This is a genomic window from Streptomyces sp. NPDC088810 (genome assembly GCF_044750305.1).
In the GTDB taxonomy this organism is placed as follows: domain Bacteria; phylum Actinomycetota; class Actinomycetes; order Streptomycetales; family Streptomycetaceae; genus Streptomyces.
On sequence record NZ_JBIVJQ010000022.1, the window covers coordinates 1 to 12,545 of the forward strand.

Consider the following 12,545-nt stretch of genomic DNA (forward strand, 5'->3'; position numbering starts at 1 on the left):
ACCGCCACCGGCGCCTCCGGACCCACCCCCAGACCCACCAGCCGATGCGCCAGCCGGTTCGCCCGCTCATCCAGCTCCCGGTACGACAGCTCCCGTCCCGCACACCGCACCGCCACCCCGTCCGGGGAGCGCAGCACCTGAGCCGTGAAAGCCGCCTGCACCGAACCGGCACCGAGCCCCCCACCGGGCTCCGCCCCGGCCCACGACTCCAACAACCGCACACGCTCGGCCGGCGACAGAATGTCCGTTTCACTGATCCGGCGGTCGGGAGCGCTGCTGAGCTGTGTCAGCACCTGTACCAGCTGGGCCACCATCCGTTCGGCGGTGCCCTTCCGGAAGACGTCGGTGCTGTACTCCAGCATCCCGTCGAGCCCGGCCGGACGGTTGTCGGCCTCGTAGCGCTCGTTGAGGATGAAACCGAGATCGAACTTGGCCGTACTGGTGCTGAACGCCTCCTCGGGTTCAGTCAACGTGCCGGGCAGCGAGAACTCGTAACCCCCGGTGTTCTGCAGGACCACCATGACCTGGAAGAGCGGATGCCAGGACGGCGAGCGAGTCGGATTGACGGCCTCGACCACGCGCTCGAACGGCACGTCCTGGTGCATGTAGGCGGTCAGGGCGGTCTTGCGGACCCGCTCCAGAAGCTCCCGGAACGTCGGGTTCCCCGAGGTGTCGGTCCGCAGCACCAGCGTATTGAGGAAGAGGCCGACCAGATCGTCGAGGGTCTCGTCGGTGCGTCCTGAGCTCGGGGTCCCGATCGGGATGTCCGACCCCGCGCCCAGCCGGCTCAGCAGGGTGGCGACGGCGGCCTGGAGCACCATGAACACCGTGGTGTTCGTGTCCCGGGCCAGGTCGATGAGCGCGCGGTGCACCTCGGGGTCGATGCGGACCGGAACCATGTCGCCGCGGTAGCTGGCCACCTTCGGCCGGGGGCGGTCGAAGGGCAGCTCGAGCTGGTCCGGGATGCCTTCCAGCGCCTCGGTCCAGAAGGCCAGCTGCTCACTCACCAGGGAACCGGGGTCGTCCTCCGCGCCGAGGAGCTCACGCTGCCACAGCGTGTAGTCGGCGTACTGCACCGGGAGCGCGGACCACGCCGGTGCGTGGGCTTGGAGCCGGGCGCGGAACGCGGTCTCCAGATCGCGCACGAGCGGCCCCATCGAGGCGCCATCGCTCGCGATGTGGTGCAGGAGCAGCAGCAGGACCCGTTCCTTCGGGCCGACCATGAACAGCGTTGCCCGCAGCGGAGTTTCGGCTGACAGGTCGAAGACGTACTGCCCGGCCGTGCGCAGCGTCTCGTTCAACTCGCTCGGGTCACAGTCGACGTGATGCAGCTTCAGGTGGACGGCGCTCGTCCCCAGCACGATCTGGGCCGGGTTTCCGTCGATCTCCTGGAAGACCGTCCGCAGGCTTTCGTGCCGGACCACCACATCGTTCAGGGCCTGCTCCAGGGCATGCGCGTCCAGGTCTCCCGTGATCCGGAACGCGACCGGGACGTTGTAGGTGGCACTCGCCCCTTCCAGCTTGTTGAGGAACCACAGCCGGTTCTGCGCCGGCGACAGCGGCACCACCTCAGGGCGCTCCACCACCGTCAACGCGGGCCTGGCCGAACCCGCCTCCAAGAGCCGACCGGTCAGGGCGGCAACCGTCGGAGCCTCGAACAAGGTCCGTACCGGCACCTCGACACCCAGAACCGACCTGATCCGGCTGACCATCCGGGCCGCCAGCAGGGAATGCCCGCCCAGCTCGAAGAAGCTGTCGTCGATACCCACTACGGGTACGCCCAGGATGTCGGCGAACAGCCCGCACAGGATCTCCTCCTGCGGACTGCGCGCACTACGCCCGCCCACTTCCGCCTCGTACACGGGCACAGGCAGGGCCCGCCGGTCCAGCTTGCCGTTGGTGGTCAACACCAGACGGTCCAGCACCACGAACGCCGAAGGAACCATGAACTCCGGCAAGGACTCACCCACATGAGCGCGCAGGGCGTCGGCGCCCACGCCACGGCCCCCGGATCCGGGCACCACATAGGCCACCAGGCGTTTGTCACCGGGCTGGTCCTCACGTACCACCACCGCAACCTGCGACACCGCCGGATGACGACCCAGCACCGCCTCGATCTCGCCGAGCTCGATGCGGAATCCGCGGATCTTCACCTGGTCGTCGGCCCGGCCGACGAACTCGAGCTGACCGTCCCGCCATCGCACCAGGTCACCGGTGCGGTACATCCGGCTGCCGGCCGGGCCGAAGGGGTCGGCCACGAACCGCTCCGCCGTCAGCCCCGGACGACGCAGGTACCCCCGGGCCAGGCCTGCGCCGGCGATGTACAACTCTCCCGGCACTCCTCGCGGCGCCAGTCGCAGCCGCTCGTCCAGGACGTACACGCGGGTGCCCCGCACCGGCGCTCCGATGGGGGTGGACGCGGACGGGTCGGTAGCGGACAGCGGCTCGCTGGCCGTCGCCGAAATAGTCGACTCCGTGGGCCCGTAGAGGTTCAGCATCCGCCGGCCGGCCGCCCAGCGCGCGGTCAGCGCAGGGGGGCACGCCTCGCCGCCGACGCTCAGCACACGCAGGGCGGGGAAGGGCCGCGCTGGCAGGGTGGCGAGCACGCTGGGCGGCATGTCGGCACAGGAGATCCGGCGCTGCTCCAGAAAGTCGCCGAGGGCGTCCCCTACGAGGGGACCGGGCGCGGGGACGACGAGGGTCGCGCCGAAGCAGAACGCCCGGAGGAAGTCCTCGAGAGCCATGTCGAAGCTGATCGAGGCCAACTGGAGGACCCGGTCGTCCGGCCGGACCTGGTACTTCTCCGCCAGCGTGGCGGCCAGCGCGCAGATGCCGCGGTGGCTGACGGCCACGCCCTTGGGGGCGCCGGTGGAGCCCGAGGTGTAGATGGTGTACGCCAGGCCGTCGGGCCGGAGCCGAGAGGTCCGCTCGGCATCCGTGGGATCGGTACCGTCGAGTCCGGCCAGGGCCGCAGGGTCGTCGAGGATCAGAACCTCCGGGCCGCCCTGCGGGAGCCGCCCGGCAACCTCCCGGCTGGTGAGCACGCGGACCGGTGCGGCGTCCCGGAGCATGAAGGCGACGCGGTCCGCCGGGTATGCCGGATCGATGGGAAGGAAGGCGGCGCCGGCCTTCAGGACGCCCAGCAGCGCCGCCACCATCTCCACCGACCGCGGCACCGCCAGTGCCACCAGCTGCTCGGAGCCGATGCCCTGCCGGATCAGCCAGTGGGCCACGTGGTTGGCCCGCGTGTTCAGCTCGGCATAGGTGAGGACGGTGCCCTCGTGCTCCAGCGCCGGTGCGTTCGGGCGGAGCGCCGCCTGCTCCTGGAACAGGTCGGTGAAGAACCGGTGCTCAGGAGCCGGGTCGCCCGCCCCCTCGGCGAGCAGTTCGCTCCGCTCGGCCGGGGAGAGCAGTTCGGCGGCACCGATCGGCAGGTCGGGGCGCTCGGCGACGGCCGCCAGCAGCAGCCGGAGCCCCTCGGTGAACCGCTCCGCGGTGGTCATGTCGGACAGGTCGGTGCGGTACTCCAGGAAGCCGTCGAGACCCGCGGGCTCTCCGGAGCCGTCCGTGACCTCGTAGAAGTTGAACGTGAGATCCAAGCTCGTCACGTCCTTGGTGAGGTCCTCCGTGACGGCCGACAGACCGGGCAGGTCGAACGAGGGAGCCGCCTGGGTGTGCAGCGCCAGCATCACCTGGAACAGGGGATTGCGGGCCAGTGAGCGCTGGGGGTTGATCGCTTCCACCAGTCGTTCGAACGGGATGTCCTGGTGGGAGTAGGCGGTCAGGTCGGTCTCGCGGGTGCGGGCGAGGAGTTCGCGGAACGTCGGGTTGCCCGAGGTGTCGTTGCGCAGGACGAGGGTGTTGACGAAGAAGCCGACGAGGTCGTCCAGTGCTTCGTCGGTGCGTCCGGCGACGGGGGTTCCCAGGGGGATGTCCGAGCCCGCGCCGAGCCGGCTGAGCAGGGTGGCGAGGGCGGCCTGGAGCACCATGAACAGCGTGGTGTTGGTCTCCTGGGCCAGGCGTAGGAGCGCGCGGTGGAGGTCGGCGTCGATCCGGATCGGGACGGTGTCGCCGCGGTAGTCGGCGATCTTCGGCCGGGGGCGGTCGAAGGGCAGCTCGAGCTGGTCGGGAATTCCGTCCAGGGCCCGCTTCCAGAAGGCGAGCTGCTTGGTCGCCAAGGAGTCGGGGTCGTCCTCCGAGCCGAGGAGTTCGTGCAGCCACAGGGTGTAGTCGGCGTACTGCACCGGCAACGGCGACCAGGTCGGTGCTGAACCCGCGCATCGCGAGGCGTAGGCAAGGCTGATGTCCCGGGCCAGCGGAGCCAGCGACCAGCCGTCGTTCCCGATGTGATGCTGCACCAGAAGCAGGACGTGGTGGTCCGGACCGGTGGCGAACAGCCGGGCCCGCAGCGGCAGATCGACAGTGACATCGAAGGCGGTGTTGCCGGCGGCTCGGAGTGCCTCGTCCAGGTCCGCTGTCCCGACCTCCACCACAGGGAGCGGGGGGCGGACCTGGGCGGGATCCAGAATGCGCTGCTGAGGTTGCCCGTCGACCTCCGGGAAGACCGTCCGAAGGCTCTCGTGCCGACCCATCACATCGGCTATCGCCGCTTCCAGGGCTGCTCGATCGAGGTCCCCTGACAGCCGCACGGCGAGCGGCAGGACGTAAGTGGCGCTCGTCCTCTCCATGGTGTTGAGGAACCAGAGGCCGTTCTGCGCCGGTGACAGCGGAATCCGTGCCGGGCGCTCCATCGCGGTCAGCGCGGTCCTGGCCGAGCCCGCTTGCGCGATCTGGGCGGCGAGCGTGGCGATCGTGGGGGTTTCGAAGAGGCTGCGTACCGGCAGTTCGATGTCGAGCGTGGTGCGGATGCGGCTGATGAGGCGAGTGGCGGACAGGGAGTGGCCGCCCAGCTCGAAGAAGTTGTCGTCGATGCCGACCGCCGGCACGCCGAGGATGTCGGCGAACAGCCGGCAGAGGGTCTCCTCCTGAGGGCTGCGGGGGGCGCGTCCGGTGCCGGCGGTGGGCTGGTCGGGTGCGGGCAGGGCGCGGTAGTCGACCTTGCCGTTGGAGGTCAGCGGGAGCCGGTCGAGCACGACGAACGCGGAGGGGACCATGTACTCCGGCAGCAGGCCGGCCGTGTGCGCGCGCAGCGCCTCGGTGTCCAGGGTGCCGGTGTCGGTGACCACGTAGGCGACCAGGCGCTTGTCGCCGGGCTGGTCCTCGCGGGCCACGACCGCGACCTGGGACAGTCCGGGAAAGCGTCCCAACACGGCTTCGATCTCGCCGAGTTCGATGCGGAAGCCGCGGATCTTGACCTGGTGGTCGGCCCGGCCGACGAACTCCAGCAGTCCCTGGTCGGACCAGCGGGCCAGGTCACCGGTGCGGTACATCCGGCTGCCGGCCGGGCCGAAGGGGTCGGCGACGAACCGTTCCGCGGTCAGGTCAGGACGTCCGTAGTACCCGCGGGCCAGTCCCGCACCCGCCAGGTACAGCTCCCCGGTCACGCCTGAGGGGACCAGCGACAGGTTCTCATCGAGAACATGGGCGCGCATGCCGTCGAGCGGGCGTCCGACGGGTACCGGGGCGGGCACGGTGTCGGTGGCGGTCCAGGGGGCCTGGGTGGCGAACAGGGTGGTCTCGGTAGGGCCGTACGTCGACCGCACAACGATGTCCGGGCAGTGCTCCAGGACTCGTCGTACGGCGGTCGGGGAGATCACGTCACCGCCGGTGATGACCTCGCGGACGTTCTTGAAGCAGCCCGGGTCCTCCTCCGCCATCACCCGGAACAGACCCGCCGTCACTTGAAGACCGGTGATCTCCTCCTCGGCGATCAGACGGGCCAGCGTCGCCACACTCAGATCACCCTCGGGCGACACCACCGTCCGCCCACCGTGCAGCAGCGGCACCCACAGCTCGTACGTCGACGGGTCGAACGCGTACGGGGCCACCATCAGCACCCGCTCGTGCGCACCCTCGCCGAACATCCCGTCCACGACCAGCTCGAGGACGTCGCGGTGCGTCACCGCCACACCCTTCGGGCGGCCCGTCGAACCCGAGGTGTACATCACGTACGCCAGCCGGTCCGGCCGGCACTCCACGCCCGGGTCGGTGGCGGGCAGCGAGGCGAGCGTCTCGTCCTCGTCCACCACCACGACCACCGGCGCATCCGGCAGGCCGCGGCCACGCATCGCCGTGTCGGCCAGCAGCACCGGCGCGGACGTCTCGTCCACGATCCACTGCATCCGCTCCAGCGGATACCCGCTGTGCAGCGGCAGATAGAACGCACCCGCCTTCAGCACCGCCAGCAGCGCCACCACCAGATCCACCGAGCGCTCCATCAGCACCGCCACCGGCGCCTCCGGACCCACCCCCAGACCCACCAGCCGATGCGCCAGCCGGTTCGCCCGCTCATCCAGCTCCCGGTACGACAGCTCCCGCCCCGCACACCGCACCGCCACCCCGTCCGGGGAGCGCAGCACCTGAGCCGCAAAAGCCGCCTGCACCGAATCACCGATCAACGCCGCGCTCGAATCGAACGACCGATCGTCGGCGACATCAACAGCACCCGCAGCACGCATTACCAATCACCGTCATTCGGAATCGAGTTCGTACGAAGTTCAGCCGGAGCGGTCGGAGCCGGCGAGACGCCGCTCATCCGCTCATCCTCTGGGTGTCCGGATCCTGGAGCTGCTCGCCCAACTCCTGCGCGAACTCCATCCAGGTCTCGGCGAATTGGCTGGCCAGCTGCGCCACCAGGCCACCGGAGTGCGGCGGTACCGCGGTGGCCAGGTCGGCCCACATCTGCTGGCCGATGGCGTTGTACTGCAGCAGGCGCAGCAGCTGGCGCCCCGATTCCCGCTGGCGCAGGGCAGGGTCACGCCGCAGCTTCTCCAGTACCGCGGCAGGGTCCGCCTGTCGCGGCTGCATGCGCCGCACCGTGGGGCCGGCCGCTGCGGCGAGCGGCGCGCTCGAACGCTCCCGTGCCGCGGCGGTGCCGCTGTCGCCCCGCTGCCTGGGCACACTGCCCGTCCCGCCGGGATCCTGGCCTGCCTCCAGGCGCTTGCGGACGTCACTCACCGTCATCGGCGAGATCCCCGCGATCCGCGCCACCTCGCGCAGCGAGGCCTGCGGATGCTCGGCCAGGACCTCGGCCGCGCGCTGCCGGCCCTGCACGCTGCTCAGCGGCCGGACCCGGCCGTCCCTGCCGACCCGCGCGTTCTCCTGGGGACCTGCGCAGGAACGCTGGCGGATCGCCGCCACGGTCTTGGCGCCGAGGCCCGAGGCGCGGGCGATGGACCGGTCGGACATGTGCGGATGGGTCGCCACGATCCTTTCCGCGGCAGCACACCGATCGGCCTGGGAGAGGGGAAGACCGTGCGTGACGTTCGCCTCGACGCCGCGCAGGAACGCGTCGTCGGCGCTGCCGTCGAAGAACCGTACGGCGATGGTCTGTTGACCGCGCAGCCGGGCGGCGGCAAGGCGGTGGTTCCCGTCGATGACCCGCATGGTGCGGCGGTCCACCAGGATGGGCGGAAGCTGCTCCTCGGACTCGGCCAGAAGGCTGATGTGTTCTTCGTCCTCCCCGGTTGACCGGGGGGACTCGCCGGCTGTCAGCATGGCGACAGGAACCTCGGCAGTCTGTGCGTACGTCGCTCTCACTGGGTCGGCCTCCGAAGATCGACAGCGATGCACTGGGTGGCAGTCCATCCGGCCATGGGCGGGGCCTGTCCCGGCATCCGTTGCATGAGTCGATCGACCTGCTGCTTGGCGTGGGCCAGGTCGCGTGCCCTGACGAAGACCGTGGTGCTCAGGTCCTCGGCGCCTCGTGTCACCGTCAGGTGCTCCAAGCAGTCCTGCGGCAAGGCGGCCGCCCAGGTCAGGCTTTCGACCTCAGCGGTGTTGGGGATGAACTCCCCGGCCGGCTGGGACGGGGTCAGGTGTACGACTACGGGGAGCATGGTGGTGCCTCCTGCTCAGCCGATCCGGCGACGCGGGGCGTGCTTCCCAGTCCCACCGGCGATGACGAGCGATGTCGGAGGACAGGTGGCGACGACAGCAGCGGCGCGAGGCATAGCGGTGCTCCTGTGGGGAGGGGCATGGGTCAATCGCCTGGCATCCGGCCTGTTCAGCGGCCGTTTCTCGGTGGCGACGGAGAAAGCTTCCCCCGCCGTGCACCCCGCTCGTAAGGACTGGTGGCTGGCAGGAAATGCCCGGGCCGGTCAGTGCCAGTCGCCGGCTTCTGGAAAATGCGATTGACCAGTGCCTTTGTCGCATTGGCACACACCGGCCAGGCCTCTAGCGGCCACCCCTTGAAAGGCCCCGTCGCGGCCCACTTCTCGAGGAACAGCGTCCATCTGCGGCACTGCGGCAGATGGACGCTCCGTATCGCCCCCTATCGCGGAGGGGGAACGGGAAGTGCGTACACGCGCGTTCGTCCTGGACGCGACCGGCGGAGGGTTGGAGTTCTCCCACCGGCCGTGCAAACCTCATTCCAGAAGGCCACTGGGCCACTCAACGGGGTGATCGTGCGCACAGTGAATCGTTCCTGCTTGCGTTGCCGAATTCTTTAGCGCCTTCCATCCACCAAGGACGAGAAACTCCGTGTGCAGTCGCAGGGAACAGAAGGAGTCACGTCATGTCCAATCCTTTCGAGAACTCCGAGGCGGAGTACCTCGTACTGATCAACGATGAGGAGCAGTACTCGCTCTGGCCGAAGTTCACCGAGGTTCCGGCCGGCTGGACCGTCGTTCACCAGAGCGATCGCGCATCGTGCATCGACTACATCAACGCGAGCTGGACGGACATGCGGCCGCAGAGCCTCGTCCAGCAGATGAACGCAACGGCGTGAAGCAATGGCTAATTCGAATGCGTCCGTCTTCGGCGGACTGTCCATCGACCATGTCGAGTTCTACGTCCACGACACCGCGGCTGCTGCGGCGCAGTTCATAGACAGCTATGGATTCGAGGTCTACGGCGCCTCCGAGCCGGCCGAGTCCGTCACGGGCATCCGTTCGGTGGCGCTCGGCAAGGACCAGATCCGGCTGGTGCTGACGACGGCGCAGGGTGCTGACCACCCCGCAGCCGCCTACGTCGAGCAGCACGGTGACGGGGTGGCCAACATCGCGCTCACCACCCCCGATGTCAGGGAGGTGTTTGACGAGGCGGTGCGTCGGGGCGCCGCCGCGGTGGCGGAGCCGGCCGAGCGGAACGGGCTGGTGACGGCCTCGATCAGAGGCTTCGGAGATGTGATCCACACCTTCGTGCAGCGTCCGGAGAACGAGGATGTGCGGAAGCTTCCGGGTTTCTCGCCGGTTCCCGGAACGGGCACGCGGTTCGACAGTGGACTGCGCACGATCGACCACTTCGCCATCTGCCTCGAGGCCGGCCAGCTCGGGCCTACGGTGGAGTTCTACGAAAACGTCCTGGACTTCCGGATGATCTTCGAAGAGCGCATCATGGTGGGCAGCCAGGCAATGGACTCCAAGGTGGTCCAGAGTCGATCCGGTGGTGTCACGCTCACCCTCATCGAACCCGACACCTCGTTGGAGCCCGGGCAGATCGACGGGTTCCTGAAGAATCACGGCGGGGCCGGCGTCCAGCACATCGCTTTCACCACCGACAGCATTGTGGAGTCGGTGGGTCTGCTCAAGTCGCAGGGTGTGTCTTTCCTCGGCACTCCGGATGCCTACTACCGGCTGCTGTCCCTGGATCTGAGCAAGTATTCTGTTTCCGAACTGAAGGAACTGGACATCTTGGTCGACGAGGACCACGACGGCCAGCTCTTCCAGATCTTCACTTCCTCGGTCCACCCGAAGCGCACCTTCTTCATGGAGGTCATCGAGCGCATGGGTGCCCGCACCTTCGGGAGCGGGAACATCAAGGCGCTCTACGAAGCGGTCGAGCGACAGCGGGCCGACGCGGAGGCTGAGAAGTAATGGCACAAGCGCAGCCCGTGTGCCTGGAAGACCTGCAGCAGTCGGCCGCCGCCCGTTTGGCGCCGCCGGTGTGGGACTTCATCGCCGGTGGCAGCGGCACGGAAGCCACCCTGGACGCCAACCGTGCGGCACTGGACAGCGTGTCACTGGTGCCCAGGGTGCTGGCGGGCGTCAAGACGAGCGACACCGGTGCGCAGTTGCCGGGCACTTCGGCTGCGCTGCCGCTCGCGGTGGCGCCGATGGCGTACCAGCGGCTGCTGTGGCCGGAGGGCGAACTCGCAGCCGCGGAGGGTGCTCGGGCGGCGCAGGTGCCCTTCGTGGTCAGCACGATCAGCAGCACTTCGCTGGAGGAGATCGCCAAGGTCGGGGCGGACCTGTGGTTCCAGCTGTACTGGTTGCACGACCGCGGCCGGATGATCGAGCTGATCCGCCGCGCCGAGCAGGTCGGCTGCCAGGCCTTGATGGTGACCGTGGATGTCCCGATCATGGGCCGCCGGCTGCGCGACCTGCGGAACGAGTTCACGCTTCCCGCCTGGATCCGCAGTGCCAACCTGGAGCCCGACGGCCCCTCTGCGGCACACTCACGCCGGGCCAGCGAGTCAGCGGTGGCCGCGCACACGAAGATCGCCTTCGACCCCACGTTCGGCTGGTCCGACCTGGAGTGGATCCGGGAGCAGACCCGGCTTCCCCTGGTGATCAAGGGAATTCTCGCTCCCACGGATGCGGAACAGGCGGTCCGGCTCGGGGTCGACGCCGTGGTGGTGTCCAACCACGGTGGCCGGCAGTTGGACGGCGCGCTGCCCAGCATCACCGCACTGCCCTGGGTGGTCGAAGCGGTGGACGGGCGGTGCCAGGTCCTGATGGACAGCGGTGTCCGCAGCGGCACCGACATCCTGCGAGCGCTGGCGCTGGGCGCCGACGGGGTCCTGATCGGGCGTCCGGTGCTGTGGGGGCTGAGTACAGCCGGGGCCCAGGGAGTCACCCAGGTGCTCTCGATCCTGCGGACGGAACTCGAGGAGGCCCTCCTCCTGGCCGGCTGTGCCGATCTGGCCGCCGCACGTGCGTTGCGCACGCTTACTCGCTGAATCAACTTTGGAAGGAGAGGAAATCGATGCCTGAAAAGAACCACCACGAATTCGACGTGGTCGTCGTCGGTGGTGGGCCGGGCGGTTCCACCGTTTCCACCCTGGTGGCCATGCAGGGTCACCGAGTTCTACTGCTGGAGAAGGAGGAGTTCCCCCGGTACCAGATCGGGGAGTCCCTCCTGCCTTCGACGGTGCACGGTATCTGCCGGCTCCTCGGTGTCTCGGAGGAGCTGGAGAAGGCCGCGTTCATGCCCAAGCGCGGCGGCACCTTCCGATGGGGGAGCAGCCCCGAGCCGTGGACGTTCTCCTTCTCCGTCTCCGAGACCTTCTCGGGCCCGACCTCGCTGGCCTACCAGGTCGAGCGGATGAAGTTCGACCAGATCCTCCTGGACAACGCCCGCAGCAAGGGGGTCGAGGTCCGCGAGAAGAGCTCCGTGGTGGATGTGATCGAGGAGGACGGCCGCGTCAGCGGGGTGCTCTACGCCGACGCCGCCGGGGTTCGGCACGAGGTGCGCAGCCGCTTCGTGGTGGACGCCTCGGGCAACAAGAGCCGCATTCACGGCCGGATCGGCGGTACCCGGCACTACTCGGACTTCTTCCAGAACATCGCACTCTTCGGGTACTTCGAGGGCGGAAAGCGGCTTCCCGCGCCCAACTCCGGCAACATCCTCTGCGCCGCCTTCGACGCCGGCTGGTTCTGGTACATCCCGCTCACCGATGAGCTCACCAGCGTCGGCGCGGTACTGCGGCGCGAGTCCCTGGACCGGGTGCAGGGGGACCGGGAGAAGGCTCTGATGAGCCTGATCGACGAGTGCCCGCTCATCGCGGAGTACCTGTCCGAGGCGCGCCGGGTGGAGAGCGGGCCCTACGGCGAGATCCGGGTCCGCAAGGACTACTCGTACTGCCAGGACAAGTTCTGGCGCCCCGGCATGGTCCTGGTCGGCGATGCGGCCTGCTTCATCGATCCGGTCTTCTCCTCCGGCGTCCACCTCGCCACCTACAGCGGTCTGCTGGCCGCTCGTTCCATCAACTCCTCGCTGAGCGGGGGCTTCGAGGAGGCGAAGTGCTTCGAGGAGTACGAGGCGCGGTACCGGAACGAGTACTCGCTCTTCCATGACTTCCTGGTGGCGTTCTACGACATGCACCAGGACGAGGACTCGTACTTCTGGACCGCCAAGAAGGTCATGAACAGCTCGGCACCCGGACTCGAGTCCTTCGTCGAACTGGTCGGCGGCGGAGCTTCGCAAGAGAGCGGTCTGGTCAACGCCGCTCCCTACGCCGAGCAGCGCGAGTCCACGTTCCGGGAGTTCTCCGAGCTGGCCGACCAGCCCGCGGGCGAGAGCGGAACGGAGCGCGACCTGTTCGACTCGACGCTCGTCCAGTCCGTGCTCGAGGAGGGGGCCAAGATCCAGCTCCATGCCGCGCTGGGCGAGGTTCTCGACGACGAGGGTCCGATCCGGGACGGCGGTCTGGTGCCGTCCGCCGACGGAATGCACTGGGCGGACTTCCGCTACTGACCTTTCCA

At 68.7% G+C, this 12,545-nt stretch carries 7 protein-coding genes; 4 read left to right on the forward strand and 3 right to left on the reverse strand.

What is annotated here, in order from left to right; translation table 11 throughout:
• From ACIP4Y_RS38255 to ACIP4Y_RS38265, 3 genes are all read right to left on the reverse strand, one after another.
• On the reverse strand, positions 1–6,479 hold a 6,479-nt coding region (locus tag ACIP4Y_RS38255), incomplete at its 3' end, for an amino acid adenylation domain-containing protein (protein ID WP_401401737.1).
• A gap of 172 nt (positions 6,480–6,651) precedes the next feature.
• Positions 6,652–7,617 carry a ParB/RepB/Spo0J family partition protein gene (locus tag ACIP4Y_RS38260; protein WP_401401738.1) on the reverse strand — a complete coding sequence of 322 codons (966 nt, stop codon included), beginning with the start codon at positions 7,615–7,617 and terminating at the stop codon, positions 6,652–6,654.
• Positions 7,618–7,655: 38 nt separating this feature from the next.
• Positions 7,656–7,958, reverse strand: a complete 303-nt coding sequence (locus ACIP4Y_RS38265; RefSeq protein WP_401401741.1) for a hypothetical protein — start codon at positions 7,956–7,958, stop codon at positions 7,656–7,658.
• A 677-nt stretch (positions 7,959–8,635) separates the two neighbouring features.
• On the opposite strand from ACIP4Y_RS38265, the gene ACIP4Y_RS38270 reads away from it, so the two are divergent.
• The 4 genes from ACIP4Y_RS38270 to ACIP4Y_RS38285 are packed head-to-tail and all read left to right on the forward strand — an operon-like array spanning position 8,636 to position 12,537.
• Positions 8,636–8,848 (forward strand): MbtH family protein, encoded by a 213-nt coding sequence (locus ACIP4Y_RS38270; protein WP_358648195.1) that lies wholly within the window; start codon positions 8,636–8,638, stop codon positions 8,846–8,848.
• 4 nt (positions 8,849–8,852) lie between these two features.
• Complete coding sequence (hppD, locus tag ACIP4Y_RS38275) at positions 8,853–9,935, forward strand: 4-hydroxyphenylpyruvate dioxygenase (RefSeq protein ID WP_401401744.1); 1,083 nt, start codon at positions 8,853–8,855, stop codon at positions 9,933–9,935.
• Complete coding sequence (locus ACIP4Y_RS38280; protein WP_358648197.1) at positions 9,935–11,020, forward strand: alpha-hydroxy acid oxidase; 1,086 nt, start codon at positions 9,935–9,937, stop codon at positions 11,018–11,020. Before hppD ends, ACIP4Y_RS38280 begins: the two co-directional genes overlap by 1 nt.
• A gap of 26 nt (positions 11,021–11,046) precedes the next feature.
• A complete protein-coding gene (locus ACIP4Y_RS38285; protein ID WP_401401747.1) occupies positions 11,047–12,537 on the forward strand; it encodes a tryptophan 7-halogenase in 1,491 nt (496 codons plus the stop codon).
• The last annotated feature ends 8 nt before the right edge of the window (positions 12,538–12,545 follow it).

Excerpts from the sequence above, each read along its gene's own strand:
- ACIP4Y_RS38260 (WP_401401738.1), bottom strand. The coding sequence starts at position 7,617 with ATGCTGACAGCCGGCGAGTCCCCCCGGTCAACCGGGGAGGACGAAGAA.
- ACIP4Y_RS38265 (WP_401401741.1), bottom strand. The coding sequence starts at position 7,958 with ATGCTCCCCGTAGTCGTACACCTGACCCCGTCCCAGCCGGCCGGGGAG.
- ACIP4Y_RS38270 (WP_358648195.1), top strand. The coding sequence starts at position 8,636 with ATGTCCAATCCTTTCGAGAACTCCGAGGCGGAGTACCTCGTACTGATC.
- hppD (WP_401401744.1), top strand. The coding sequence starts at position 8,853 with ATGGCTAATTCGAATGCGTCCGTCTTCGGCGGACTGTCCATCGACCAT.
- ACIP4Y_RS38280 (WP_358648197.1), top strand. The coding sequence starts at position 9,935 with ATGGCACAAGCGCAGCCCGTGTGCCTGGAAGACCTGCAGCAGTCGGCC.
- ACIP4Y_RS38285 (WP_401401747.1), top strand. The coding sequence starts at position 11,047 with ATGCCTGAAAAGAACCACCACGAATTCGACGTGGTCGTCGTCGGTGGT.